21 protein-coding genes are annotated in these 25,538 nt (G+C 69.7%); 5 read left to right on the forward strand and 16 right to left on the reverse strand.

Annotated elements, in window-relative coordinates; translation table 11 throughout:
* Nucleotides 1–412: 412 nt before the first annotated feature.
* Nucleotides 413–2,791, forward strand: coding sequence for an EAL domain-containing protein (locus MKK84_RS18375; protein ID WP_243922221.1), 2,379 nt, complete (start codon nucleotides 413–415; stop codon nucleotides 2,789–2,791).
* 134 nt (nucleotides 2,792–2,925) lie between these two features.
* Here the strand turns inward: MKK84_RS18375 and MKK84_RS18380 are convergent, their stop codons facing one another.
* Entirely contained in the window at nucleotides 2,926–4,479 is a 1,554-nt protein-coding gene (locus MKK84_RS18380; protein ID WP_409566524.1) for an MFS transporter, read from the reverse strand.
* A 108-nt stretch (nucleotides 4,480–4,587) separates the two neighbouring features.
* On the opposite strand from MKK84_RS18380, the gene MKK84_RS18385 reads away from it, so the two are divergent.
* A complete protein-coding gene (locus tag MKK84_RS18385; protein WP_243922223.1) occupies nucleotides 4,588–5,448 on the forward strand; it encodes a LysR family transcriptional regulator in 861 nt (286 codons plus the stop codon).
* Nucleotides 5,449–5,740: 292 nt separating this feature from the next.
* Here the strand turns inward: MKK84_RS18385 and MKK84_RS18390 are convergent, their stop codons facing one another.
* The 8 genes from MKK84_RS18390 to MKK84_RS18425 all read right to left on the reverse strand — a co-directional run bounded on the left by MKK84_RS18390 (nucleotide 5,741) and on the right by MKK84_RS18425 (nucleotide 14,149).
* The gene (locus tag MKK84_RS18390) at nucleotides 5,741–7,327 is read right to left on the reverse strand and encodes a glycosyltransferase (protein WP_243922225.1); all 1,587 of its coding nucleotides are present in this window, start codon (nucleotides 7,325–7,327) and stop codon (nucleotides 5,741–5,743) included.
* A gap of 3 nt (nucleotides 7,328–7,330) precedes the next feature.
* On the reverse strand, nucleotides 7,331–8,896 hold the full coding sequence (locus MKK84_RS18395; protein ID WP_243922227.1) for a Hint domain-containing protein: 1,566 nt from the start codon (nucleotides 8,894–8,896) through the stop codon (nucleotides 7,331–7,333).
* A 290-nt stretch (nucleotides 8,897–9,186) separates the two neighbouring features.
* Nucleotides 9,187–9,591: a hypothetical protein gene (locus MKK84_RS18400; protein WP_243922230.1), complete on the reverse strand. Its 405-nt coding sequence runs from the start codon at nucleotides 9,589–9,591 to the stop codon at nucleotides 9,187–9,189.
* Nucleotides 9,592–10,367: 776 nt separating this feature from the next.
* Nucleotides 10,368–11,360, reverse strand: a complete 993-nt coding sequence (locus MKK84_RS18405) for an NAD(P)H-dependent glycerol-3-phosphate dehydrogenase (RefSeq protein WP_243922232.1) — start codon at nucleotides 11,358–11,360, stop codon at nucleotides 10,368–10,370.
* Complete coding sequence (locus tag MKK84_RS18410) at nucleotides 11,357–12,208, reverse strand: GNAT family N-acetyltransferase (RefSeq protein WP_243922234.1); 852 nt, start codon at nucleotides 12,206–12,208, stop codon at nucleotides 11,357–11,359. The genes MKK84_RS18405 and MKK84_RS18410 overlap by 4 nt, the downstream gene beginning before the upstream one ends.
* Entirely contained in the window at nucleotides 12,205–13,266 is a 1,062-nt protein-coding gene (gene tsaD / locus MKK84_RS18415; protein WP_243922236.1) for a tRNA (adenosine(37)-N6)-threonylcarbamoyltransferase complex transferase subunit TsaD, read from the reverse strand. Before tsaD ends, MKK84_RS18410 begins: the two co-directional genes overlap by 4 nt.
* A gap of 223 nt (nucleotides 13,267–13,489) precedes the next feature.
* On the reverse strand, nucleotides 13,490–13,699 hold the full coding sequence (locus tag MKK84_RS18420) for a molybdopterin-binding protein (protein ID WP_243922238.1): 210 nt from the start codon (nucleotides 13,697–13,699) through the stop codon (nucleotides 13,490–13,492).
* A 75-nt stretch (nucleotides 13,700–13,774) separates the two neighbouring features.
* Nucleotides 13,775–14,149 carry a DUF2293 domain-containing protein gene (locus tag MKK84_RS18425; RefSeq protein ID WP_243922240.1) on the reverse strand — a complete coding sequence of 125 codons (375 nt, stop codon included), beginning with the start codon at nucleotides 14,147–14,149 and terminating at the stop codon, nucleotides 13,775–13,777.
* Between the two features lie 114 nt (nucleotides 14,150–14,263).
* On the opposite strand from MKK84_RS18425, the gene MKK84_RS18430 reads away from it, so the two are divergent.
* The gene (locus MKK84_RS18430) at nucleotides 14,264–14,578 is read left to right on the forward strand and encodes a hypothetical protein (protein WP_243922242.1); all 315 of its coding nucleotides are present in this window, start codon (nucleotides 14,264–14,266) and stop codon (nucleotides 14,576–14,578) included.
* Nucleotides 14,579–14,686: 108 nt separating this feature from the next.
* On the opposite strand, the gene rpsD is transcribed toward MKK84_RS18430, so the two are convergent.
* On the reverse strand, nucleotides 14,687–15,304 hold the full coding sequence (gene rpsD, locus MKK84_RS18435) for a 30S ribosomal protein S4 (protein ID WP_243922244.1): 618 nt from the start codon (nucleotides 15,302–15,304) through the stop codon (nucleotides 14,687–14,689).
* Nucleotides 15,305–15,499: 195 nt separating this feature from the next.
* Between rpsD and MKK84_RS18440 the strand changes: the two genes are divergently transcribed.
* Nucleotides 15,500–16,012, forward strand: a complete 513-nt coding sequence (locus tag MKK84_RS18440; RefSeq protein ID WP_243922246.1) for a GNAT family N-acetyltransferase — start codon at nucleotides 15,500–15,502, stop codon at nucleotides 16,010–16,012.
* A 194-nt stretch (nucleotides 16,013–16,206) separates the two neighbouring features.
* On the opposite strand, the gene MKK84_RS18445 is transcribed toward MKK84_RS18440, so the two are convergent.
* Complete coding sequence (locus MKK84_RS18445) at nucleotides 16,207–17,841, reverse strand: alpha-D-glucose phosphate-specific phosphoglucomutase (protein WP_243922248.1); 1,635 nt, start codon at nucleotides 17,839–17,841, stop codon at nucleotides 16,207–16,209.
* Between the two features lie 217 nt (nucleotides 17,842–18,058).
* Between MKK84_RS18445 and MKK84_RS18450 the strand changes: the two genes are divergently transcribed.
* The gene (locus tag MKK84_RS18450; RefSeq protein WP_243922250.1) at nucleotides 18,059–19,168 is read left to right on the forward strand and encodes an alpha/beta hydrolase; all 1,110 of its coding nucleotides are present in this window, start codon (nucleotides 18,059–18,061) and stop codon (nucleotides 19,166–19,168) included.
* Nucleotides 19,169–19,263: 95 nt separating this feature from the next.
* Here MKK84_RS18450 and scpA read toward each other — a convergent pair whose 3' ends face one another.
* The 5 genes from scpA to cyoB form a co-directional block, all read right to left on the reverse strand.
* Nucleotides 19,264–21,429 carry a methylmalonyl-CoA mutase gene (scpA, locus tag MKK84_RS18455; RefSeq protein ID WP_243922252.1) on the reverse strand — a complete coding sequence of 722 codons (2,166 nt, stop codon included), beginning with the start codon at nucleotides 21,427–21,429 and terminating at the stop codon, nucleotides 19,264–19,266.
* A gap of 162 nt (nucleotides 21,430–21,591) precedes the next feature.
* Nucleotides 21,592–22,329 carry an SURF1 family protein gene (locus MKK84_RS18460; RefSeq protein ID WP_243922254.1) on the reverse strand — a complete coding sequence of 246 codons (738 nt, stop codon included), beginning with the start codon at nucleotides 22,327–22,329 and terminating at the stop codon, nucleotides 21,592–21,594.
* A gap of 74 nt (nucleotides 22,330–22,403) precedes the next feature.
* Nucleotides 22,404–22,808 (reverse strand): cytochrome o ubiquinol oxidase subunit IV, encoded by a 405-nt coding sequence (cyoD, locus tag MKK84_RS18465; RefSeq protein WP_243922256.1) that lies wholly within the window; start codon nucleotides 22,806–22,808, stop codon nucleotides 22,404–22,406.
* The gene (gene cyoC / locus MKK84_RS18470) at nucleotides 22,805–23,437 is read right to left on the reverse strand and encodes a cytochrome o ubiquinol oxidase subunit III (RefSeq protein WP_243922258.1); all 633 of its coding nucleotides are present in this window, start codon (nucleotides 23,435–23,437) and stop codon (nucleotides 22,805–22,807) included. The genes cyoD and cyoC overlap by 4 nt, the downstream gene beginning before the upstream one ends.
* A 4-nt stretch (nucleotides 23,438–23,441) precedes the next feature.
* Nucleotides 23,442–25,442, reverse strand: coding sequence for a cytochrome o ubiquinol oxidase subunit I (gene cyoB, locus MKK84_RS18475; protein WP_243922260.1), 2,001 nt, complete (start codon nucleotides 25,440–25,442; stop codon nucleotides 23,442–23,444).
* Nucleotides 25,443–25,538: the final 96 nt, after the last annotated feature.

A 25,538-nucleotide genomic window follows, 5' to 3' on the forward strand; every position in this document is an offset into this window, starting at 1 on the left:
CAGCGGCCTGACCGGGCGACACCGCCCCCGGCGCTGCGGACGGGGCTGAACCACCGGCTATCGCCGGTCAGCCGAAACCGTCCAAACGACGGAAATCATCTCCGACGCCGCCAAATCAGGACTTCTTCAGCAGCCTGCTAAGCCCTTGTTGTGGCGCGCGCTCCCGCGTCGGACCGGAGTCCACGTCGGCGGAGCGCGCGCGAGCGGCCCCCGATCGCGCGCGCTCCCCGCCGGCATCCTGTGCGTGCCGCGCGTCCGCGGCGCGCGCAGGATGCCGGCTCGGTCAGGGAGCAGACTATGCCGACCCGTGCTTCGCGCACCGCGGAGTAGACCGTGGCTGTTGTTCAAATATTAAACTCTAATCATTAGTAATTCTATCTACAAAGCCATGTAACTACCGCTGATTGTTCACATGCTGACCGTGATCGGCTGCTTCGTCGGGGAACACAACCTGTGGCTGGTGGCCCTTGCGGCCCTGGTCTGCGCGCTGGCGAGCGCGACGGCGATCGGGCTGCTCGCCCATGCCGGGCGGGCCGGCGGGCGCGGTCGCTACACATGGCTCGCCGTCGCGGCGGCGGCGGGGGGCTCGGGGATCTGGGCCACGCATTTCCTGGCCATGCTGGCCTACGCCCCCGGACTGCCCTCGGGCTACGGGATCGGCCTCACGATCCTGTCCTACGCCGACGCCGTCGCGATCACCGGGCTCGGCTTCGCCCTGGCGACCATGGGGGGCCGGGCGCGGGCGGCGATCGGCGGCGCCGTCGTGGGCGGCGGCATCGCGGCGATGCACTACACCGGCATGGCCGCCTATCAGGTGCCGGGGCATCTGATCTGGAACCCGGCGGTGGTCGCCGTCTCGGTGGCGGTCGGCGCCGTGCTGGGCGCCCTGGCGCTGGTGGCGGGCCTGTCGGCGGTCACCGTCCGGGGCCGGGGCCTCAGCGCCGGGCTGCTGATCCTGGCGATCTGCGGCCATCACTTCACCGGGATGGCCGCGGTGACCATCCTGCCCGATCCAACGGTGGCGATCCCCGCGAGCGCGATCCGGACCGAGTGGCTCGCCGCCGCCGTCGCCCTGGCGAGCTCGCTGATCCTGCTGCTGGCCGGGGCCGCCCTCCTCCTCGACCTGCGGGAGCGGCGGCGCGCCGAATCCGAGCGCGAGCGCCTGCGCAGCCTCGCCAACGCGGCCGTCGAGGGCCTCGTGGTGTGCCGCGACGGCCAGATCGTCAGTGCCAACGAGGCCTTCGCCCGGCTCGCCGGCACGCCGGCCGCTTCCCTGGTGGGCGCCCGCCTGTCCACCTACCTGCCCAGCCTTGCGGCGACGGCCGGCACGGCCGGAGAGCCCGTCGAGGCCGAACTCGTGCCGGCGGGTGGCGGGACCGTCCCGGTGGAGGTGATCATGCGGCCGATGGCGGAGTATGGCCGCCAGCCGCACTATGCCGTGGCGGTGCGCGACCTGCGCGCCCGCCGCCGCGCCGAGAGCCAGATCCACTACCTCGCCCATCACGACGCCCTCACGGGGCTCGCCAACCGGACGAGCTTCCACGCCCGGCTGGAGCGGGAGCTGCGCGCAGCGGACGACCAGGGCACCCGGCTCGCCGTCCTGTGCCTCGACCTCGACCGGTTCAAGGAGGTCAACGACCTGTTCGGCCACGCCGCCGGCGACGCGATGCTGCGCGACCTCGCGCTGCGCGTCGGGGGCCTGCTCGATCCCACGCAGCTGATGGCCCGGCTCGGCGGCGACGAGTTCGCGATCCTGACGCCCCTGGGACACGGCTCCGCCAAGGGATCGGCCGAGCGGCTGGCCGAACGGATCCTGGCGATGCTCGCGGCGGTGCCGGCGGCCTCCGGCCCGGTGATCGCCACCAGCATCGGGCTGGCGGTCTATCCCGACGACGCGCAGGACCAGCGCGCGCTCCTGAGCCACGCCGACGCCGCCCTGTACCGGGCCAAGGCCGAGGGGCGCGGCACCTGCCGTCGCTTCGACGCCAGCATGGGCGCCCAGATCCGCGACCGGCGCATGCTCGAGCACGACCTGCGCCACGCAGTGTCCCGGGGCGAGCTGCACCTCGTCTACCAGCCGCAGACGCGGATCGAGACCGGCGCGGTGATGGGCTTCGAGGCGCTACTGCGCTGGCACCATCCGGAGCGCGGCCCGATCTCCCCGGCCGAGTTCGTGCCGATCGCCGAGGAGACCGGGGCGATCCTCGAGATCGGCGCCTTCGTGCTGCGCGAGGCCTGCCGGACGGCGGCCCTCTGGCCGCAGCCCCTGGCGATCGCCGTCAACGTCTCGGCGGTGCAGCTCCACAACCCGCACTTCGTCCAGTTCGTCCACGGGGCCCTGTTCGAGAGCGGCCTGAAGGCGGAGCGCCTCGAGATCGAGATCACCGAGACCGCGCTGATCCGCGATCCGGCGCGGGCGCTGCTCACCCTGCGCCAGCTCAAGGCGCTCGGCGTGCGGATCGCCATGGACGATTTCGGCACCGGCTACTCCTCCCTGTCGAACCTGCGCTCCTTCCCGTTCGACCGGATCAAGATCGATCGCTCGTTCATCAAGGCGGTGAACAGCAACCCGCAGGGCGCCGCGATCGTGCGTTCCGTGCTGGGCCTGGGGCGCGGCCTCGGCCTCGCCGTGGTGGCGGAGGGCGTGGAGACCGACGACGAACTGTCCTTCCTGGCCGCGGAGCACTGCACCATCGCGCAGGGCTACCTGCTCGGCCGGCCCGGGCCGATCGCGCATTTCGCCGAATACACCCACGGCAACGCGCAGGATCCGGTCGCCGCCGTGGCGTGAGCGGCCCGATCCCGTCCTGGTTTCGAAAGGGCGAGCCCTGTCGCGGGTCCAGGGCAGAGCCCTGAGTTCCGTCAGGGCCTTGCCCGGACAACCCACCAAAGGGCGACAGCCCTTTGGAAACCCGGACTTGACGGTCACGCCGGCCTGAGCCGGCCGAAAACGAGCACGCTCAGGCCCGCGACCAGCCAGGCGCAGAGCCCCCCGTAGAGCATCACCCCGGCAAAGCCCGACGCGAGCGCCTGCCGGGCCACGGCCGGGCCGATCCCGTCGGCGGGGAGGGTGCCGGCCGCCACGGCCTCGGCCAGCGCGTCGAGCGAACCGGCCGCCTCCGCGGGCAAAACCCGGCCGAGGGCCACCCGGACGCCCTGGAGCAGCAGGAAGCCCATCAGCGCGATGTTGACCGCCAGCGTGATCATGCGCGCGCTCATGTCCATGCCGGAGGCCATGCCGGCGCGTTCCGCGGACACCGCACCGGTGGCGGTGTTGGTGACCGGCGTGTTGGTGAGGCCGAGGCCGAGGCCAGCCAGGACGCAGCCGGGCAGCAGCGTCAGCCAGCCCGCCTCGGCCCCGGTGGCGGCCAGCCGCATGAGCAGGAACCCCGCCCCGATGGTGAACAGGCCGAGGGGGATGACCGCGCCCGGGCCGTGGCGCAGCAGCAGCCGCTCCGCCACGGGCGGCACCGCCAGGGTCGGCAGCGTGTAGGCGAGGAGCACGAAGCCCGCCGCGACGCTGTCGTAGCCCAGGACCGCCTGGACGTAGATCGGCAGGTAGATCACGAACGGCCAGAAGCTGGCATTCATCGCCGCCGACCCGAGCAGGGCGCCGGAGAAGCGCCGGTTGCGGAAGGCCGCGAAGTCGAACATCGGCCGCGCTGCGCGCAACTCGATGATGACGAAGGCGATCGCGCTTGCGGCGCCGGCCAGCGCCAGGAAGCTCACCGGGTCCTCGACCCGCAGTTTCTCCCCCCGAGTGATCAGATAGACGAGGCTGAACACGGCAAGCGACAGGGTCGCGATCCCCGGCAGGTCGATGCGCAGCGCCTGAGGATCGGCGGATTCGGCGACGCCCGCGCGGCCCAGGGCGAGGGTGACGAGCGCCAGCCCGACATGGACCAGGAACACCCATTCCCAAGCCAGCACCGCCACGGTGACGCCGCCGATCAGCGGCCCGAAGCCGAGGCCGAATCCGAACACGATCCCCCACCAGCCGAACGCCACCCCGCGCTCGGCGCCGTCCCGGAACTGGTGGGACAGCACGGCGGTCTGGCAGGCCAGCATCGCGGCGCCGCTCGCCCCCTGGAGGAACCGGGCCGCGATCAGGACCGGGGCGCTCGGCGCCAGCCCGCAGAGCAGCGAGGCCGCCCCGAAGGCCGCGACGCCGACGAGGAACACCCGGCGACGGCCGAAGCGGTCGGCCAGGGTTCCCATGGCCATCAGGCAGGTGGTCATGGCCACCGTGTAGGCGTTCATGATCCACTGCAGCTGCCGGAAATCGGCGCCCAGGACCCGCTCCAGGGTCGGCAGGATCGACGGGATGCTGGAAATCTCCAGTCCCAGCATCAGGGCCGACAGGCAGATCGCCGCGAGCGCCAGCGTATTGCGATGTCGATCCCGCACCAAAGACCGGCCTATTCCCGGATCGATGGCGGAAATAGGCGCGTTCGATTGCAGATGATGGTCGCCGACCATGGAAAAAACCTTCGGAGAGCGGACGATGCGGCCGAAGGTGACGCCCCCTTGATCACAACACAATCGGATGGATATCGATTTCAGTGATGACACTTTGGGATGGACCGCATGGCCGTTCTCGACGTCGAGTCCGTGCGCGCCTTCGTGACGGTGGCGGATCACAGGAGCTTCACACGGGCGGCCGAGGCGCTGGGGACGACGCAGGCCGCCGTCAGCGTGAAGCTGAAGCGGCTGGAGGACGGGCTCGGCCAGCGGCTGATCGAGCGGACGCCCCGTCAGGTCCGCCTGTCGGCGCAGGGGGCGGTCTTCCTCGCGGCGGCGCGGGACTTTTTGGCCGCGCATGAGCGGGCTTTGGCGGGGCTGACGGCGCCGCCGCGCCGTTTCCGGCTCGGGATCGCGGCCCACGTGATGGGGCCGGAGGTTCCGGCCCTGCTGGCGCGGATTAAAGCCGTCGATCCGGCGCTGACCATGGAGGTGCAGATCGACAACGCCCGTCCCCTGCTGGACGGCTTCGAGGCGGGCCGGCTCGACGCGGCGATCATCCGCAGCGACGACGACCGGCGCGCGGGCGAGATCCTGGGGCCGGAGCCGTTCGGCTGGTTCGCGGCGCCGGGCTTCGCGCACCGGGCGGGGGAGCCGCTGCGGCTGGCCGCGACCGCGCCCTGCTGCGCCGTCCGCGACGTGGCGGGCCGGCTGCTCGACCGGGCCGGGATCGCCTGGACGGAGGTCTTTTTAGGCGGGACGGCCGCGATCGCCGCGGCTCTGTCGGCGGGGCTGGCGGTGGCGGCCTTCCCGCGCCGGCTCGCGCCGGCCGATGTCGTGGATGTCGGCCCGGCGCTCGGCCTGCCGCCGCTGTCCGCGCTGGCGATCGTGCTGCACGCCGCCCCCTCCGACCCGAAGACCCGGGACACGCTGCGGGCGATCACGGCGGCGTTCCGCGGGGCGAGTCACGGGTTTGCGAAGGGGTGAGCCCTTTGGCGGGTCGTCAGGGCAGCACCCTGACGCGGCGACCCGGGCTTCGGGACGATGCGGTGTGCCTCCGTGTCGAAGCGAACTTGCCGGGGGTGTGAACCTCAATCAGCCCGATCGTTGACACGTCGTTTCGATCCAACGCAGCCGTGCGGACCGCCGTCCGTGCATCCCAGAAGCAGCCGTCCGTCGGTCATCCGATACCTTCGGCTCCAAGTGGGACGCGTAAGTTGGCGTGTTGCCGAAAACCGGACCTGAGCCGTTCTGCGCTTCGGCAGACGCAGAGGCACGTCTATGGGGCACCGGCAGCGGCAACCGTCGTCGGCAGATCCAAGGCCGCCCGCATCGCCCCGTCGACCTGATCCTCGCTCAGCCACTCGGCCACGTAGGCCAAGCCCGCCTCCACGCAGGCCCGGTGGAGGTCCGCATCCTCATGGAGCGTCACGATCGACCGCGCCAGCCCCGCCGGCGTGTCCGCCACCAGCCCGGCGAGCGGTTCGGACAGCGCGATCCCCTCCGCCGCCGCCGACGTGCACACGCACGGCACCCCCGCCGCCAGGCTGTCCAGCACCTTGCCCTTCACCCCGGCCCCGTAGGCCAGCGGCGCCACGGTGAGCCGGACCCTGGCGAACACCGCTGCGAGGTCTGCCACCGGCCCGATCGCCTCCACCCTGGATCGTGCGGCGGCGAGCTCTTTCAGGCTCTCCGGCATGTCGCTGCCGACCAGCAGGCACGGTGCGTCGAAGCCCCGCGCCCGCAGTTCCGGCAGTACCGCCTCGATCAGGAAGTGCGCTGCGTCGACGTTCGGCCGGTGCGCGTAGCCGCCGATGAAGGCGATGCCCCGCCGCTCGGCGATCGGCACGCCGGTCGGGCGCAGGGACACCGCCCAGGGCACGACGTGCACGCGCTCGGACGGAACGTGCCGGCGCAGGATCTCCGCCTCGTGGGTCGAGTGGGTGATCACTGCGTCCGCCGTCCGCGCCGCGGTCAGCTCCAGGAGCCGCAGGTGCTCGGCGTAGGCGGCGAGATCCGTCCGACCCTCGATTTCAGCCTGCCGGGCCGTGCGCAGGTGGTGCAGATCGGCGACGCTGTAGACCAGCCGCGCACTCCGCTGCGTGTCGCGCACGAGTTGCATGTACCGGCCGGCGGTATCGACGCGATGTAGGTACACGAGCGCGAAGGCTCCGGCGTGCCGGCACAGCACCTCCTCGACGGTGGCGTACCAGGGGTGCAGGCAGCAGGTGATTCCCTCCGCCTCCAGAGCCGCACCATCGGCCCAGAGATCGGTCGGTACGAACGTCACGGCATAGCCGAGCCGATGCAGCGAGCGCATGTGCGAGCGGATCGCATTCGAGCCCGCATCGCGACCTGTGGCCGGCATCACGGTGTCGATGACGAGCGCGCGCCGCCGGTTCGGTGCCGTGGCCGGCAGCGCGTGCCGGTCAGCGTGCGCCAACCGCAGGCGCTGCACTTGGTCCATGAGGAAGGTGAGCCGGCGTTCGGCTTCGTCCTGATCGACAGGCTCGACGAGGGCGCGCGCCAGCCGCTCCTGCAGATCCTCGTCAAACAGGGTGATCGGATCGAGAGCCCGGGGCGAGCCCGGCAGGACGGCACCATCGCCCTCCCGGCGGACCGTCACCGTGCAGCGATCGAGTGCCGGCAACGACCCGCCCGGGAACGCGAAGTCGAAGCCGTGCCGGCCGTGCCCGATGCCCTCGCGCACGAGATCGTCCCGGGGCCGATCGGCCAAGCAGCGGCCCACCACCCGGCCATCGACCGAGACGAAGAGGCTGACAGGCGTGTCGGGCGCAGATGTGTCCTGCGCCCAGCCGATCATCTGTTGGCGGGTCAGCCAGTCGACGTGCCCGCGCAACGCCATGAATCAGGCGGCGATCGCGATCGCAGCCTCGACCCGCAGCGCGCCGACGACAGCGCCGTCGGCCGAGCGACGGACCTCGACGGTGTAGGCGGCCTCGGGCGTGAGCGGCCGGGGCAGCGCGAGATCGAAGGCGTGGCAGCCGTTGCCGATGCCGGCGGCCTCCAGATCGGCCCGGTAGACTTCGGCGCAGGCCAGCGCCACCACGGTGCCATCGACCACCACGTCGAGGCAGACCGGCCCGTCCGGATGCGCGAGGTCCAGCGCCCAGCCCGTGACACGCATGCCATCGCACAGGTCGAGGTGGCCCAGCAGTTCGCCGAACACGCGCATGGGCGCGACCGGGAGGCCAGCGCGGATCGCGAGGCGGCGGCGCACCGCCTCCAGGGCGTACCCGCTCGTCACGCGCTCGGCACAGTAAACCGCCGCGACCGGCCACGTCGGCTGGTGCGGATACAGGGTGCGGTAGCTGGCGGCGTTATGAAAGATCGCCCGACCGCCATCGTCGACGAAGCTCTCGGCCGGGGCCCCCTCGGCGAGCAGGACGTCGTGGCTCTCGAGTTCGATGTGCCAGTAGGTGACGCTCTCGACGGTGTCCGCCTTGACGATGGTGGAACCGTTGACGAGGTGCTCGGCCGGGATCAGCACGCCATCGAGGGAGAGCGCGTGGTCGGGGGAGACCCACAGATCACGGGAGGGGATGCCGTCGGCGAGCGCCCCAGCCTTAACGCATACCGGCAGGATTGCGGGGTTGGTGTTCGCGAAGCGGCCGATGTAGCTGCGGGTGCCGATCCAGCGGATGGGGCGGAGCGCGCCGGCGGCGGTCACGACCCGATCACCGATCGCGAGGTTCTCGACGGCGACCTCGCCGTGATCGGTGAGGATCCGCGTGCCGGTACAATAGCACGGCGCGTTACTGGCCGGCGGGTTAGGCGCCGCAGCCCGGATGATGGTGTTGCCTTGGCCATCCGACGTCGCCGAGAAGTTGGTCGCACGCGGGGCGGACAGCACGAAGTTCTCGCTCACCTGACCGCCGCCAACCCGGGTGCCGGTGACGGTGATCGAGGTGCTGGCACTGTTGTAGCTGACGCTGGAGTTGCTTAGCCCGGTCAGTGCGAGTTCGTTGCCGGAGCCGAAGTTGGCGATCGTGTTGGAGAAGGTGGTGTTGTTAGCCGGCTGAGCGGCAACATCGAGCCCGAGTCGCGCGGTGGCGTTGCCCGACATGCTGGCGAAAGTGATCGGCCCCGTGCCGGCCGAGGTCGCTCCACCGAGCTGTAACGTGCTGGATGTGGCGCTCCCGGCCGCGCCGATCGTCGTGCCGCCCGAGTAGGTGTTGGCCCCGGTCAGCGTCAGGGTGTTGGCGCTGTTCTGAATGACACCGCCGGCCCCGGTGATCGTATTGGCCAGCGTCGAGCCACCGGCGGCCGCGTTGATCTGCAGCGTGCCGGTCTGGATCGCGACGTTGCCATTGATCGCGCCACCGAGATTGAGCGTGTTCGCGCCCGACGTGAACGTCGCGGCGTTGCCCATGGTCGAGCCAGTGCCGCCGGCCAGCGTACCATTGGCGTTCACCGAGATGGTCGAGTTCGAGGCAACTACGCCAGCCCCGCCCGCACCTTGGGTGCCAGCAATGCCGCTCAGACCGCCGCTGCCTCCGGCCCCGCCGGCGCCGCCTGTGACCGTCGCTCCGTTGACGATCGTGAAGGTGGAGTTGTCGCCGTAATAGAGAGCTGCGCCGCCATCGCCGCCGTTGCCGCCGGACGAACCTGCGGCACCGCCAGCCGCACCACCAGCTCCACCAGCCCCACCAGTAATGATCGTTCCGTTAGTGGTATTGTTGGAGCTTCCGGCTGCAAATCTAGCTAGGGAGCCGCCACCACCACCGCCGCCGCCGCTACCAGTACCATCACCAGCGCCACCACTTCCGCCGATGCCGACAATATTAGAGTAGTTGGTGGAGGGGAGTGTGCCGGCACCATTGTAATTAAATAAAGCAGACGGAGCACCACCGCCGCCGCCGCCGCCGCCGTTCGTTCCAGCTGTTGCAGATGTACCTTGAGCGCCGTTGACTGCGGTGTTGACCTGCTGTTGTGACGTAGTTGCTGCGCCTCCAGCCGCGCCGCCATCACCTGAGCCACCGGCGCCACCCGCAGCTCCGCTTCCACCGCCGCCGCCACCGGCGCCTGGCTGGGTACCCGAACCACCGGTTCCACCCGTTCCAGTTTGCGTCGGATCGTCTTGACCGGGCGTACCGCCGCCAGTGCCACCTGCGCCGTTTCCGCCCTGACCACCTGCCATCGTTGCGTCCCTCGTCGCCCTACATGGACCCGTCAGCTGCGATCTCGCGCGTGCGGGTACTTGTTTTCAGCGTGATGTCCTTAAGCTCGTCGAGTCGAGGGCGTAAGCGATCGCAACGCAGTCGCCGGCCATGATAGACCGCCGTTTATTGCCGGCTGTGTTCTCTAAGTTACAGCGCACACTGACATCAAATTTGCCAATTCAGTCACAGGAACAGCCGTAAATAGGCACAGAGAGCCAACCCTCTGATCGCCGGGAACCGCGCAGTCGCACGCGCGGCGTCAGGCGCGCGCCAGCGGGTCGAAGGGTGCCACGTCGGCGACCGTGAGTCGTTCCCCCGCCCGCGCCAGGGCAGGGGCTGCCCTGGGGCATCGGCTCGCCCGCCACCTCCAACAACGGAGAGGCGCCTGCTTCTTTTTGGTCGTTGATCCGCGTGTAGACGATCCGTGAGCCGGCGGCGTTCCCCCGCGTGGCTTGAGCGCTCTCCGCCGACGCGGGCACTGGTTCAGTGCAGAAGAGCGCGTCAAAACAGAAATTTGGAGCCGGCTCGGCATAACCGATGCCCTCCTGAGCGGAGCTCCCATCGCTGCGGCGCAGAACAGCGATGATGCGGTCCGCCGCATCATGGGCAAGTTGGTGACGCTCGCTTATTGCATTCGATGCTCGAAAGCTGACCGGCAAAACGCTACTCCAAGCGGCCATTCCAACGATCAGACCGCGTGCGTCTTGAACGTCCGGCAGCCCCCTAATCCATCTCCCCCCGCAGCGGCCGCGCCAGCAGCCCCGCCACCACGTCGTCGACCCCGGCCGAGCCCGCCACGATCGCCGCGACCGCCTGCGCCACCGGCATCTCGACGCCCTGGGCGGCTGCGAGGCCCGCCAAGGCCGCCGCCGTGAAGGCGCCCTCGGCGAGCTTGCCGCCCGCGGCCTCGTCCGGACCCGCCCCGGCGCCGAGCCGCTGCCCGAAGGCGAAGTTGCGCGATTGCGGCGAGGAGGCGGTCAGCACCAGATCGCCGAGCCCCGAGAGGCCCATCAGCGTCTCGGGCCGGCCGCCGAAGGCCCGGGCGAAGCGCATCAGCTCGGCGAAGGCCCGGGCGATCAGCGCCGCCCGGGCGCTCTCGCCGAGGCCGCGCCCGGCCACGATTCCGCACGCGATGGCCAGCACGTTCTTGCCGGCCCCGCCGATCTCGACGCCGCGCACGTCGTCGGTGTGGTAGAGCCGCAGGCTTGGTCCCGAGAGCAGCGCCGACAGGGACGCGGCACGGCCGGGATCGGCCGCCGCCAGGGTCACGGCGGTAGGCAGGCCGCGGGCGACATCGGCCGCGAAGCTCGGGCCCGACAGGACCGCGACGGGCGTGTCCGGCGGCAGTACCTGCTCGGCCACGGCGCTCATGAAGCTGTCGCTGCCGCGCTCGATCCCCTTGGCGCAGAGGATGACTGGCCCGGCCGAGGCCAGCGGCGCGCGCAGGGATTCCAGCACGCCGCGCACGGTCTGGGCCGGCACCACCAGCAGGGTCGCTTGGGCGCCGGCGAGTTTTTCGGACTGCGCCGTCGCGCGGATGCGCGGATGGAGCGGGACGCCCGGCAGGTAGCGCGGATTCTCCCGCTCGGCCTGGAGCCTGGTGGCAGCCTCCGGGTCGCGCAGCCAGAGCGTGACGGGATGCCCGGCCGCCGCCGCGGCGTTAGCGAGCGCCGTGCCCCAGGCTCCCCCGCCGACGACGTTGATCGACATGCTCATGCCGGGACCTCCGCGAGTTCGAGCCGATACAGCCGATGGACGCGCGAAGGCCCGTCCGATACCGCCGGATGCGGGAAGGTTCCGGCCGGGACCATGCCGAGGCGCTCCATCACGGCCCGGGAGCGGTCGTTTCCAGCGGCCGTGTAGGCCACGACGGTGCGGATGCCGCAGCGCCCGGCGAGGTCGGCGAGGGTCAGCTGCGCGGCCCGGGTGGCGAGGCCGCGGCCCCAGGCATCCTGCGCAAGACGCCAGCCCAGTTCGATCGTCGCGCCGACCCGCTCGCCCCCTGGGAACGGCGTGGCCCGCATGATCCGGAAGGCGCCGACGAAGCCGAGGAACCGGCCGCCCTGCTCGACCGCCCAGGGTCCGAAGCCGTCGGCCACGAAGCGCCGGTCGCAGAAGCCCGCCTCGACGGCGCTCTCCGCTTCCGTCCGCGGCCGGGGGAAATAGGCCATCACCGCCGGGTCGGCGTTGAGCGCCGCGAAGGGTGCCGTGTCGTCCGGACGCCAGCGGCGCAGGATCAGGTCTCCGTCCCGGAGGGCGTCGGGGACCGCGGCACACGCGATCTTTCCGCGCCATGCCAGGGAGCGGCGGTTCAGGAGGGCGAGATCCGCGTGTCCGGCGAGCACGGCCTCACCCAGCGCGATCGCCATCTCGAGCTGATCGAGCGGCATGTTGGCATAGGCCGGCGGGCGGACATGGTCGCGCCAGGGGCCGCCGCAGGTGTTGTCGAGCAGGATTCGCGCGAAGCAATGGTCGAGGCGCACCGGCCAGTCCGGCCGGGCGGCCTCGGGCAGGCGGCGTTCGACGAGTTCGCGCCAATGCGCGCGTCGCGCCGCCGCGCTCATCCGGCCGCCGCAGCGGCGGCCGGATCGGCCGAAAGCGGCCAGCGCGGCCGAGCCGGGGCGGTGAGGTCGTCCACCAGCCCGAGGCGCAGGCGCTCCAGACCGGCCCAGGCGATCATCGCGCCGTTGTCGCCGCAGAGGTGCAGGGGCGGGGCGACGAAGCTCAAGCCCGCCTCGCCGGCCAGCGCGGCGAGCGCCCGCCGGATCGCGCCGTTGGCCGCCACGCCCCCTGCCGCCACCAGGGCGGTGGGCCGTCCGGCCACGCCCGAGAAGGCGCGCAGGGCGACCCGAGCGCGATCCACCACGACGTCGACCACCGCGGCCTGGAAGCCGGCGCAGAGATCGGCGACGTCGCGCTCGGCGAGGGGGGCGATCTTTTCCGCCTCGATCCGCAGGGCGGTCTTGAGGCCCGAGAGGGAGAAATCGGCCTCGCGCCGGCCGAGCATCGGCCTGGGCAGGGCGAAGCGCTCGGGATCGCCGGCCTCGGCCATGCGCTCGACTTCGGGGCCGCCGGGATAGCCGAGGCCCAGCAGCTTGGCGGCCTTGTCGAAGGCCTCGCCGATGGCGTCGTCGATGGTGGAGCCGAGCCGGACGTAGTCGCCGACGCCGCGCACCGCCAGGAGTTGGGTGTGGCCGCCCGAGACCAGCAGCAGCAGGTACGGGAAGGCGATCCCGTCGGTCAGCCGGGCCGTGAGGGCGTGGGCCTCCAGGTGATTCACGGCGAGCAGCGGCTTGCGGGTCACGAGCGCCAGGGTCTTGGCGGTGACGAGTCCGACCAGCACGCCGCCGATCAGCCCCGGCCCGGCCGCCACCGCGATCCCGTCGAGCTCGGGCAAGCCGATCCCGGCTCTCTCAAGGGCGCGGGCGATCAGCCGGTCGAGCACCTCCACATGGGCGCGGGCGGCGATCTCGGGCACGACGCCGCCATAGGCCGCGTGCTCGGCGATCTGGCTTAGCACCTCGTCGGCGCGGATCTGCCCGACGCCATCCGCGTCGACCGAGACCAATGCGGCGGCGGTCTCGTCGCAGGTGGTCTCGATACCGAGCACCGTCTTCTGCACGCGTGGATCTCCTGGTTCGGGCGGCCTCGAAGCCGCCGGCAGTCTGGGCGCGAAGGCGAGGCCTGGTCTAAGCCATCCTCCCCATCCGCACCCGCGTCCTAGGGTACCGAAGCGCAGCGAAACCCTCTTCCGAGGCGGCTTCGCCGCACCTCAGGATCAGGGTCGTGGCTAGGGGGCCATCGCCGACCCGTACCGATCGAGCTGGCGGGCGTATTCCGCCGCCTCAGTCGACCGCCACCATCACGTCGGAGGCCTTGATCACCGCATAGGCGGAACCGCCGGCGACGAGCTTGAGCGAATCGACCGCCGCGTTGGTGATCGAGGCCGTGACCACTTGGCCGGGGCTGATCTCGATCTTCACGTGGGACGTGGTCGCACCCTTTTCGACCGAGACGACCGTGCCCTTGATGACGTTGCGCGCGCTGATCTTCATGAGTCCGGATCCCCTGCCGCACCGGGCGGCTCTGGGCCGGTCTCCTACAGCAAGGTGGGCCCGCGCGCGACCGCCTCAGCGCGCCTCCGGGGACGGATCGCCCTCCGGCTCGTCCCCGGTATCGCCCTCGTCGTCGGCCTCTTGCTCGGCCTCCTCCTCGGGAATCGGCGCGGCGCCCCAGCCGACGAGCGCCGCGTTGAGGTCGTCGAGGACGAAGTGCCGGGCGCTGTCCCGGTCATACCCGTCGGCCAGGAGGTCATCGTAATCGGTGAAGACATGACGGGCATAGGTCACGAGGGCGAGCCGCGCCGCGGTCTCGGGCGCGGCCCGGCGCAGGCCCGGACTCGCCAGCGCCCGAGCCAGGACGGAATCGGCCTCGAAGTCCGGCAGGCGCGGGGCGAGCCGCGCCAGCGCCGCCGCCACCGCCTCGCGCCGATTACGGGGGGGCATTGCGTCGCTCACCGGGCCCCCTCCGGCGGTGTGATTTCACGGCTCGGATCCGCTAAGATTGCATTCACAAGAGGCGGGACAGGGACACGAACCCCCGCCGGGGAGATCTGGTTCATGGCAACGATCCGTCAGGCGGTGATCCTGGGCGTTCTGCTCGGGGCGAGTCCAGCGCTGGCCCAGGCCCCGGGTTCCGACCGGGGTGCCGGCGTCGCACCGGTCCCGGATTCGGCCCCCGGCGTCCGGCGCAGCCGGCAGCTCACCGCCACGGGCCAGACCAAGCCCCCTGGCGCCGGCCTGACGGCCACCGGAGGACCGCGCCCTGTGAACGAGGCCGAGATGATCAAGGCCCAGAAGGCTGCGGAGGCCCGCTCGAAGGCCTGGGACAGCAAGATGCACAACACGATGGGCTCGATCTGCCACGGGTGCTGAGGTCCCGGGGTCCCGTCCCGCAAGCCATCGCTCAGGGACGCGGCAGCAGAAACGCGAAGGGGCCGCCCGATGGGCAGCCCCTCCGTCGAGACCGTCTCCGGTCGAATTTTAGCGGGAGTAGAACTCGATGACGAGGTTCGGCTCCATCTGCACCGGGTAGGGCACCTCGGACAGGGTGGGGATGCGGGTGACGCGAGCGGTCATCTTGGCGTGATCGGCCTCGATGTAGTCCGGCACGTCGCGCTCGGGGAGCTGGGTCGCCACGATGACGATCTCGAGCTGACGGGACGACTCCTTGACCTCGATGAGGTCACCGGCCTTCACCTGGTAGCTCGGGATGTTGACGCGCACGCCGTTGACCTTGACGTGGCCGTGGTTGACGAACTGGCGCGCGGCGAACGGGGTCGCGACGAACTTCGACCGGTAGACCACGGCATCGAGGCGGCGCTCGAGCAGGCCCACGAGGTTCTCGCCGGAATCGCCACGCTGGCGGATCGCCTCGGCGTAGTAGCGACGGAACTGCTTCTCGGTGATGTTGCCGTAATAGCCCTTGAGCTTCTGCTTGGCGCGCAGCTGCGTGCCGAAGTCGCTCATCTTGCCCTTACGGCGCTGGCCGTGCTGGCCGGGGCCGTACTCACGGCGGTTGACGGGGCTCTTCGGGCGGCCCCAGATGTTCTGGCCCATGCGGCGGTCGAGCTTGTGCTTCGCCTGAATCCGCTTTGACATCTACTTCGCGTCCTCTCGTGACCGAGATTGAGGAACGCGCCCTCCTTTTCCCGGACAGGATGTCGGGGACGACAGGGCGGGAGTATCCCGCCCACGGGTGCGCGTGAAAACGCCAAGGGGCCCCGTGCGGAGCCCCATCGACGGGCTGCGTCTTAGGGGACGGGGGCGCCGCGGTCAACCACAGGAGGTCGTTTGGTGGACGAGACGATTGCGATCCGGCGCGGGGAGCCGGCGGACGCGGAGGCGATCCGCGCGCTGGTCGAGGCAGCCTACACCAAGTGGATCCCGGTGATCGGGCGCCTGCCGACACCGATGCAGGCGGACTACGCCGAGGCCGTGCGGACCCACCGGTTCGATCTGCTGCGGGCCGGCGCGGACCTTGCCGCACTGATCGAGACCCAAGCCGAGACCGACCACCTGCTGATCGTCAACGTGGCGGTGCATCCGGCCTTCCAGGGGCGGGGCCTCGGCACCCAGCTGCTCGGTCTCGCCGAGGGGATTGCCGGAGAGACGGGGCTGGCGCGGCTGCGCCTCTACACCAACAAGAAGTACGTTGCGAACCTGCGCCTCTACGGCGCGCTCGGCTACCGGGTGGAGCGGGAGGAGCCCTATGCCGGCCCGGGCCGGACCCGGGACGACGACATCACCGTGCACATGGTGAAGGTGCTGGGCGATGCCCCCTCTGGCGATCGTGCAAGTGCGCCCTGATGGACGATGCCGTCGTTCCGCGGCACCCATCGCCGGCCCGTCAGCGGGCTAGGCACGTCGGCAAAAAGTCCCGGTCTCAAAAGGTATTCGACCTTTTCCGGGTCCAGGGCAGAGCCCTGGTGCCGGGCTTCGCCCGATCTCGGGGGCTCCGCCCCCGAACCCCGCCAAAGGGCTCGCCCTTTGGAAACCCCGTTTCAGGTCACCACGCTCGGCTCGGGCCGGCCGGTGCGCGGCGCGATTTCGGCGATCGTGCCAGCCGCCGCCGCGACAGAGGCAAGCACCTCGGCCACGGGGAGGTCGAGCCGGTCCGGCGCGTTCTCGTAGCGCTCCAGATAGACCCGCAACGTCGCCCCGGCGGTGCCGGTGCCCGAGAGCCGGAATACGGCGCGCGCATCCTCGGCAAAGCCGATCCGGATGCCCTGGCGCTCGGTCAGCGAGCCGTCGACCGGATCGCGGTAGGCGAACTCGTCGGCGGTCGACACCGTGAGATCGCCGATCCGCGTCCCCGGCAGCCCGGCGAGCTTTTCGCGGAGCGCGTCCATCAGGCCATTGGCGGCGTCCGAATCCACCTCCTCGTAGTCGTGGCGGGCGTAGTAGTCGCGCCCGTAGGTCTGCCAATGGGCGCGTACCAGCGCGTCGGCGCGCTCGCCCGTTGCCGCCAGGATGTTGAGCCAGAGCAGCACCGCCCAGAGCCCGTCCTTCTCGCGCACATGGTTCGAGCCGGTGCCGGCGCTCTCCTCACCGCACAAGGTGATGAGGCCCGCATCCAGCAGGTTGCCGAAGAACTTCCAGCCGGTGGGCGTCTCGTAGGCCTTGATGCCGAGGGCGGCCGCGACCCGGTCGGCGGCGCGGCTCGTGGGCATGGAGCGCGCGACGCCCGCGAGGCCCCCGGCATAGCCCGGCGCCCGGTGGGCGTGGGCGGCCAGAAGCGCGAGGCTGTCGCTCGGGGTCACGAACAGGCCCGGGGCCACGATCATGTTGCGGTCGCCGTCGCCATCGGACGCCGCGCCGAAATCCGGCGCGTCCGGCCCCTGCATCAGGTCGAACAGGTCGTGGCAATGGACCGGGTTCGGATCCGGGTGGTGGCCGCCGAAATCCTCTTTCGGCACCGCGTTGACCACCGTCCCGGCCGGCGCGCCGAGCATCCCCTCCAGGATCGCGGTGGCGTAGGGGCCCGTCACCGCGCTCATGGCGTCGAAGCGCATGCGGAAGCCCGAGGCGAACAGGCGCGACACCGCGTCGAAGTCGATCAGCGTGCGCATCAGCTCGGCAAAATCGGCCACCGGGTCGATCACCGTGACCGTCATGGCGCCGAGGCGAGTGTCGCCGAGCGTGTCGAGGTCGAGGTCCGGGGCGTCGACGAGGTGGTATTCGGTCAGCGCCTTGGCGCGTGCGAAGATCGCGTCGGTGACGGATTCGGGCGCCGGACCGCCATTGGCGGCGTTGAACTTGATGCCGAAATCGCCCTCCGGCCCGCCCGGATTGTGGCTGGCCGACAGGATGATGCCGCCAAGCGCCTTGGCCTTGCGGATCACGCAGGAGGCGGCTGGCGTCGAGAGCAGCCCGCCGCGCCCGACCAGCACCCGGCCGAAGCCGTTGCCGGCGGCGAGCCGCAGCGTCTTCTGCACCACCTCGCGGTTGAGGAACCGGCCGTCGCCGCCGAGCACCAGGGTCGCGCCCGCCTTCTCGGGCAGGGTGTCGAAGATCGCCTGGACGAAGTTCTCGACGTAGTTCGGCTGCCGGAACACCGGCACCTTCTTGCGCAGGCCGGAGGTCCCCGGCTTCTGGTCGGGGAAGGGCGTGGTGGCGATCGTGGTCGGGGTCGTCATGGACGGGCGTCTCCCGGAATCTTGCGCCTCAATGCCCGCCCGGAGGCGCGGCGTCACCAGCCCCAGCGACAGGGGCGGGCTTTTTTCACGGCGTTTCGCCGGATCGGGCGACGGAATCCGCCGCTTGTCGGCCGGCCGGCGCCGTGGGGCGTTGCGCCGGCCCAGAACCCCCGGTTGAATCTCCCGAGCCGCCAGACAAGGCGGGCCGGAGGACACCATGGCGGACAGACCAGCGCAGACCGATCCGAACGGAACGTGGCCGGGCCAGGGCTTGGCCCGGCGCCAACTGGTCGGGGCGCTCGCCGCCGGTCTGGCAGTTGCGGCGACGCCGGCCCCGGCGGCGGCCCCGTCGAGCCGGTTGGCCATGGAGGAGTTCCGCCTGCCCTGGAGCGAGCCGGGCGTCGACATCTACGTGCGCAACAAGCGTCCGGCCGGGATCGACCGCTTCCCGGGCGACCGGATCCTGCTCTACGTGCACGGCTCCACCTACCCGTCCTCCACGGCCTTCGACCTGCCGCTCGGCGGGATGTCGGCCATGGATTACCTCGCGGGTCTGGGCTTCGACGTCTATTGCGTGGACCTGCCGGGCTATGGCCTGTCCGGACGCCCGGCCGCCATGGACGCGCCGCCGGCCGATAACCCGCCGCTCATGCGCACCCCCGATGCCGCCAAGGTGGTCGGGCAGGTGGTGGACTTCATCACCAAGCGACGCAACGTAGAAAAAATCGACCTGATGGGCTGGTCCTGGGGGACATCCACCATGGGGCTCTACACCAGCACCCACACCGACAAGGTCAACCGGCTCGTCCTCTACGCGCCGCAATGGCTGGCGCGCACGCCCGGCCTGGTCGGCGGCGGCGGTCCGGTGGGCGCCTATCGGACCGTCAGCCGGGACAGCGCCCGGGCGCGCTGGCTGACCGGGGTGCCCGAGGACAAGAAGGCCGACCTGATCCCGGCGGGCTGGTTCGACCAATGGGCCGACGCGACCTTCGCGACCGATCCGGTCGGCGCGACACAATCGCCGCCGGTCCTGCGCGCGCCGAACGGCACGGTCGCCGACAAAGACGCCTACTGGGCGGTGGACAAGCCGCTCTACGACCCCGGCGAGATCCGCGTGCCGGTGCTGATCATCCACGCCGAGTGGGATGCGGACCTGCCGAGCTATCAGGCGCAGGAATACTTCACCAAGCTCACGCACACCCCCTACAAGCGCTTCGTCGAGCTGGGGGAGGGCACCCACACGGTGATGATGGAGAAGAACCGCATGCAGTTCCTCCACGAGGTGGGGGCCTTCCTCACGGAGGCGGACCCGCAGGCGCTGAACTGAGGAGCTAGCTCCGCGTCCATCCGTCCACCTGTCTAGTAATCGATCCGGCGGACGGTTTGGGGCGCGAATGCCTCACGCGGACTGCGCGAGGCTTCTCACTCCGCCGCCTGCCGGGCCTCATACCCCAGCCGCTCGTTCAGCGCCCGGATCAGCTTGACCGCCGCCTCGGCGATCACCGTGCCGGGCGGGAAGATCGCCGCCGCGCCGGCCGCCGTCAGCGCCGCGTAATCGCCCGGCGGGATGACGCCGCCGATGGCGATCATCACGTCGTCCCGGCCCTGCTCGGTCAGCGCTGCCTTCAGTTCCGGCACCAGGGTCAGGTGGCCGGCGGCCAGGGACGAGACGCCGACGATGTGGACGTCGTTCTCAACCGCCTGCCGGGCGGCCTCGGCCGGGGTGGCGAAGAGCGGCCCGATATCGACGTCGAAGCCGAGATCGGCGAAGGCCGAGGCGATCACCTTCTGGCCGCGATCGTGCCCGTCCTGGCCCATCTTGGCGACCAGGATGCGCGGCCGGCGGCCATCGTTCTCCTCGAACGCCTCGACCAGCGCCCGGACTTCCTCGATCACAGGCGACATGCCCCCCACCTCGCGCTTGTAGACGCCGGAGATCGAGCGGATCTCGGCGCGGTGCCGGCCCCAGGCCTTCTCCAGGGCCTCGGAAATCTCGCCCACCGTCGCCTTGGCGCGGGCGGCCTCGACGGCGAGTTCCAGCAGGTTGCCGGGGCCGTCCGCGGCCTGGGTGAGCGCGTCGAGCCGGGCCGACACCGCGGCCTCGTCGCGCTCGGCACGCAGGCGCTTGAGCTTGTCGATCTGCAGCCGGCGGACATTGCCGTTGTCGACCCGCAGCAGGTCGATGGCCATGTCGTCGTCGGCCCGGAACTTGTTGATGCCCACGATGGTCTGGCGACCGGAATCGATCCGGGCCTGGGCGCGGGCCGCAGCCTCCTCGATCCGCAGCTTGGGGATGCCGGCCTCGATCGCCTTAGCCATGCCGCCGAGCCCGTCGACCTCGCGGATATGCTCCCAGGCCCGGGCGACCATGTCGGCGGTGAGCTTCTCGACGTAGTAGGAACCGCCCCACGGATCGACGATCCGGCTGGTGCCGCTCTCCTGCTGCAGGAACAGCTGGGTGTTGCGGGCGATCCGGGCCGAGAAGTCGGTGGGCAGGGCCAGCGCCTCGTCGAGCGCGTTGGTGTGGAGCGACTGGGTGCCGCCTTGCGTCGCCGCCATCGCCTCGATGTTGGTGCGGGTGACGTTGTTGAACACGTCCTGCGCGGTGAGCGACCAGCCGGATGTCTGCGAGTGGGTGCGCAGCGCCAGCGACTTGTCGGATTTCGGATCGAACCCCTTCACGAGCTTGGCCCAGATCAGGCGCGCGGCCCGCATCTTGGCGATCTCCATGAAGAAGTTGGTCGAGATCGCCCAGAAGAACGACAGGCGCGGGGCGAACTGATCGATGGTCAGCCCGGCCGCCAGACCCGCCTTGATATACTCGACGCCGTCGGCCAGCGTGTAGGCCAGTTCCAGGTCGTTCGTCGCCCCGGCTTCCTGCATGTGATAGCCGGAGATCGAGATCGAGTTGAACTTCGGCATATTCTTCGACGTATAGGCGAAGATATCCGAGATGATCCGCATCGATCCCTTGGGGGGATAGATGTAGGTGTTGCGGACCATGAACTCCTTGAGAATATCATTCTGGATCGTGCCGGCGAGCTTCTGCGGCGGCACGCCCTGCTCCTCGGCCGCCACGATGTAGAGCGCGAGGATCGGCAGCACCGCGCCGTTCATCGTCATCGACACGGTCATCTCGTCGAGGGGGATGCCCGAGAACAGCGTGCGCATGTCGTAGATCGAGTCGATCGCCACGCCCGCCATGCCGACATCGCCCGAGACGCGGGGATGGTCGGAATCGTAGCCCCGGTGGGTGGCGAGATCGAAGGCCACCGACAGGCCCTTCTGCCCAGCCGCGAGGTTGCGCCGGTAGAAGGCGTTCGAATCCTCGGCCGTGGAGAAGCCGGCATATTGCCGGATCGTCCAGGGCTGGGTGACGTACATGGTCGGGTAGGGACCGCGCAGGAACGGCGCGATCCCCGGATAGGTGTCGAGGAACTCGATGCCGTCCCGGTCCTCCGGCCCGTAACGGCCCTTCACCGGGATCCCCTCCGGCGTCATCCAGGGCTCGCCGAGCGCCGGGGCCACCACGGCGAGCGATTCGCCGGCCAGCGGGATCTCGGCGAAGTTCGGGATGCGGGAGGTCATGGCGTTGACTCGTTATGGCGTTTGTCATGCCATTATAGAGACGCGCTCGGAGTGGGCTACTCCCCTCAAGTCGATCCCGCGCCCTGCCTCTCGTCTGGATTCGAAAAGTCTCGACCTTTTGCGGCGGCACGCAGCGCCACAGACATCAGGGCTCCGCCCTGATCACCCGCCAAAGGACTCGCGCCCTTTGGAAACCCGGTTGTTCCTGCGCCCGCTCCGCAGCAGGTAGACCATCGCCCCCGCCAGCATCAGCGCCATCCCATACCACGTGAGCGCGTAGACCAAGTGGCTGTTAGGGAAGGCGATCACCGTCAGCCCGCCCACCGGCAGGCCGCCGGGATTGGGCGTCGCGTCGGCATCCACGAAGTAGGGGGCGACATCGGAGAGCCGCCGGGCCGCCGCGATCATCGCCACGTCGCGGGAATACCAGCGGTCGTCCTTCGGATCGTTGGAACGCAGGAACGCGCCCTTCGGCTCGGTCAGCCGCAAAAGACCGGTCACCGCGGTCTCGCCCGCCACCTGGCCGGCCGCCCGGGTCGCCGGATCCCGGCGGTCGCCGGGCACGAAGCCGCGATTGATCAGCACGAGGCTGCCGTCGGAGCGGCGCAGCGGCGTCAGCACCCAGAAGCCGCCGCCACGCTCGGTCACCGCCTGAACCAGGGTCTCGCGATCGTGCAGGAAGGTGCCCGAAACCGTGACGTGGCGGTAGGCGTCGTCGGGGCCGATCTGCGGCCAAGCGGCGGGGCCTGGGGCGGGTACGGCCGGCGCGTGGACGCGGGCATCCACCCGGGCGATCAGGTCGAGCTTCCAGGCCCGGCGCTGAACCTGCCAGGTGCCGAGGCCGACAAGCACCACGAACACGAACGCCGCGGCGGCCCCGAACACGATGCGTCGCCCCAACGACAACGGGGCCGGGGAGGGGTCCCCACCGGAGCCCCCCGCCGACCCCGACGGGTCCACTGTCGCGCGCCCGCTCAGCGGGCGTTGTTCATGACGTCGTGGGCGTCCATCGGCATCATGTTGTGATTGAGGTGGTACATCACCCACACCGAGCCAGCGAGCATGATCACCACCACCATGATGGTGAAGATCAGCGCCAGGAAGGTCCAGCCGCCCTCCGACTTCGTGTTCATGTGCAGGAAGTAGACGATGTGCACGACCATCTGGACGCCGCCCAGCGCCAGGATCACCAGGGTGGTGACGAGGCTGTTGTCGAGCACGTTGCCCATCACCAGCCAGAACGGGATCACCGTCAGGATCACCGACAGGACGAAACCGGTCATGTAGCTTTGGACGGTACCGTGCCCGCCCGAGCTGTGGGCGTGCGAATCGTGCGTGTCCTGACCGTGACCGGTGAGGTGGCGTGCGTCGGCACTCATTCGAGCACTCCCATCAGGTAGACGACGGTGAAGACGCCGATCCAGATCAGGTCAAGGAAGTGCCAGAACATCGACAGGCACATCAGCCGGCGCTTGTTCTCGACGATCAGGCCGCGCTTGCCGACCTGCACCATCAGCACGATCAGCCACAGGATGCCCATGGAGACGTGCAGGCCGTGGGTCGACACCAGGGTGTAGAACGACGACAGGAACGCGCTGCGCCAGGGCGGTGCGCCCTCGTGGAACAGGTGGACGAATTCCCGGATCTCCAGCGCCACGAAGGCTGCGCCGAACAGGCCGGTGACGGCGAGCCAGATCTGCGTCTGCTTCACCCGGTCCCGATCCATCTCCAGCATGGCGAAGCCGTAGGTGATGGACGAGAACAGCAGCATGGCGGTGTTCACCGCGATGCCCGGCAGGTCGAACAGCTCCTTCGGAGTGGGGCCGGCCGCATAGCTGCGCCCGAGCACCCCGTAGGTCGCGAACAGGGTCGCGAAGATGAGGCAGTCGCTCATCAGGTAGAGCCAGAAACCGAGCATGGTCGAGCCCTCGGAATGATGGCCCTCCTCGTCGGTCTGGTAGAACACCGGCGCCGCGGCGCCGGGGGGTGCAGTCTCCGCGTGCATCATGGGATCACGCCATCTCCAGCTCACGCGTCCGCTGACCTTCCGTCCGGCTGACGGTGTCGGCGGGGATGTAGTAGTCGCGGTTGTAATTGAAGGAGTGGGCGATCGCGACGACGAAGATCGCCACGAAGCTGAGCGCCGCCAGCCACCAGACGTACCAGATCATCGCGATGCCGAAGACGAAGTTCAGGCCCGCCAGGATTGCCCCGGCCGCGGTGTTCTTCGGCATGTGGATCGGCTTGTAGCCCGTCATCGGGCGGGCGAAGCCGCGGTTCTTCATGTCCCACCACGCGTCCGAATCGTGGACGACAGGCGTGAACGCGAAGTTGTAGTCCGGCGGCGGCGAGGAGGTGGACCATTCGAGCGTCCGGCCACCCCACGGATCGCCCGTCAGGTCCCGCAGCTTGTCGCGGTTGCGGATCGACACCACGAACATCACGACCTGCGAGGCGATACCGCAGGCAATCAGCACCGCGCCGATGGCGGCGATCACGAACCAGATCTGCAGCGACGGGTCGTCGAAGTGCTGCATGCGCCGGGTCACACCCATCAGGCCGAGCACGTAGAGCGGCATGAAGGCGACGTAGAACCCGGTCACCCAGAACACGAGGGCGACCTTGCCCCAGAACTCGTCGAGCTTGAACCCGAAGGCCTTGGGGAACCAGAAGGTCACGCCGGCGAACATCCCGAACAGCACGCCGCCGATGATCACGTTGTGGAAGTGCGCGATCAGGAACAGCGAGTTGTGCAGCACGAAGTCGGCCGGGGGCACCGCCAGCAGCACGCCGGTCATGCCGCCGATCACGAAGGTGACGATGAACGCCACCACCCAGAGCATCGGCACCTCGAACCGGATCCGGCCGCGGTACATCGTGAACATCCAGTTGAAGATCTTCGCCCCGGTCGGGATCGAGATGATCATGGTCGTGATCCCGAAGAACGAGTTCACGTCCGCGCCCGAGCCCATCGTGAAGAAGTGGTGCAGCCACACGAGGTAGGCGAGGATGGTGATCACCACCAGCGCGTAGACCATCGAGGTGTAGCCGAACAAGCGCTTGCCGCAGAAGGTCGAGGTGATCTCCGAGAAGATCCCGAAGGCCGGCAGGATCAGGATGTAGACCTCCGGGTGACCCCAGATCCAGATCAGGTTGAAGTACAGCATGGCGTTGCCGCCGAGGTCGTTCGTGAAGAAATGCGTGCCGACGTAGCGGTCGAGCGACAGCATCGCGAGAACGGCCGTGAGGATCGGGAAGGCGGCCACGATCAGGATGTTGGTGCACAGCGACGACCAGACGAAGATCGGCAGCTTCATCATGGTCATGCCGGGCGCCCGCATCTTCACGATGGTGGCGATCAGGTTGATGCCCGACAGCAAGGTCCCGATACCGGCGATCTGCAGCGCCCAGATGTAGTAGTCGACGCCGACGCCGGGGCTCATCGCCGCCCCGGAGAGGGGCGGATAGGCGAGCCACGTGGCGCGGGAGAACTCGCCCACGAACAGCGACACCATCACCACCATGCCGCCGGCGACCGTCATCCAGAAGCTGAAGTTGTTGAGGAACGGAAAGGCGACGTCGCGGGCGCCGATCTGCAGCGGCACGGCGAAGTTCATCATCCCGGTGACGAACGGCATCGCCACGAAAAAGATCATGATCATGCCGTGGGCGGTGAAGATCTGGTCGTAATGGTGCGGCGGCAGGAAGCCCTGCTCGTCACCGAACGCCACCGCCTGCTGCGAGCGCATCAGCATCGCGTCGGCGAAGCCGCGCAGCAGCATCACGGCCGCGAAGATGCAGTACATGATGCCGATCTTCTTGTGGTCGATCGACGTGATCCAGTCACGCCACATCGGACCCCAGAAGCGGTAGTAGGTGATGACGCCGAGCACGGCGAGGCCGACCACGGCGACGCCCGCGAACGTCGCCTGCAGAATCGGCTCGTGATAGGGGATCTGCTCGATCGTGAATCGTCCGAAGAGCAGTTGCTGTAGATCGAGGTTTGCGAACATGGGATCGGCCCGTTCAGTGGGTTCGACGGCGACCGCCGGTCTCGTGTGTGGGGTCCGCTCGCGACGGGAGCGGCATCTTCGGTTCGGGTTGCATCA

The organism is Methylobacterium sp. E-065, assembly GCF_022829605.1.
GTDB lineage: Bacteria > Pseudomonadota > Alphaproteobacteria > Rhizobiales > Beijerinckiaceae > Methylobacterium.

Excerpts from the sequence above, each read along its gene's own strand:
- cyoD (WP_243922256.1), bottom strand. The coding sequence starts at position 22,808 with ATGAGTGCCGACGCACGCCACCTCACCGGTCACGGTCAGGACACGCAC.
- rpsD (WP_243922244.1), bottom strand. The coding sequence starts at position 15,304 with ATGTCAAAGCGGATTCAGGCGAAGCACAAGCTCGACCGCCGCATGGGC.
- cyoC (WP_243922258.1), bottom strand. The coding sequence starts at position 23,437 with ATGATGCACGCGGAGACTGCACCCCCCGGCGCCGCGGCGCCGGTGTTC.
- MKK84_RS18445 (WP_243922248.1), bottom strand. The coding sequence starts at position 17,841 with ATGACGACCCCGACCACGATCGCCACCACGCCCTTCCCCGACCAGAAG.
- cyoB (WP_243922260.1), bottom strand. The coding sequence starts at position 25,442 with ATGTTCGCAAACCTCGATCTACAGCAACTGCTCTTCGGACGATTCACG.
- MKK84_RS18430 (WP_243922242.1), top strand. The coding sequence starts at position 14,264 with ATGGCAACGATCCGTCAGGCGGTGATCCTGGGCGTTCTGCTCGGGGCG.
- MKK84_RS18385 (WP_243922223.1), top strand. The coding sequence starts at position 4,588 with ATGGCCGTTCTCGACGTCGAGTCCGTGCGCGCCTTCGTGACGGTGGCG.
- MKK84_RS18425 (WP_243922240.1), bottom strand. The coding sequence starts at position 14,149 with ATGCCCCCCCGTAATCGGCGCGAGGCGGTGGCGGCGGCGCTGGCGCGG.
- scpA (WP_243922252.1), bottom strand. The coding sequence starts at position 21,429 with ATGACCTCCCGCATCCCGAACTTCGCCGAGATCCCGCTGGCCGGCGAA.
- MKK84_RS18405 (WP_243922232.1), bottom strand. The coding sequence starts at position 11,360 with ATGAGCATGTCGATCAACGTCGTCGGCGGGGGAGCCTGGGGCACGGCG.
- MKK84_RS18410 (WP_243922234.1), bottom strand. The coding sequence starts at position 12,208 with ATGAGCGCGGCGGCGCGACGCGCGCATTGGCGCGAACTCGTCGAACGC.
- MKK84_RS18390 (WP_243922225.1), bottom strand. The coding sequence starts at position 7,327 with ATGGCGTTGCGCGGGCACGTCGACTGGCTGACCCGCCAACAGATGATC.
- MKK84_RS18450 (WP_243922250.1), top strand. The coding sequence starts at position 18,059 with ATGGCGGACAGACCAGCGCAGACCGATCCGAACGGAACGTGGCCGGGC.
- MKK84_RS18380 (WP_409566524.1), bottom strand. The coding sequence starts at position 4,479 with ATGGTCGGCGACCATCATCTGCAATCGAACGCGCCTATTTCCGCCATC.
- MKK84_RS18375 (WP_243922221.1), top strand. The coding sequence starts at position 413 with ATGCTGACCGTGATCGGCTGCTTCGTCGGGGAACACAACCTGTGGCTG.
- MKK84_RS18420 (WP_243922238.1), bottom strand. The coding sequence starts at position 13,699 with ATGAAGATCAGCGCGCGCAACGTCATCAAGGGCACGGTCGTCTCGGTC.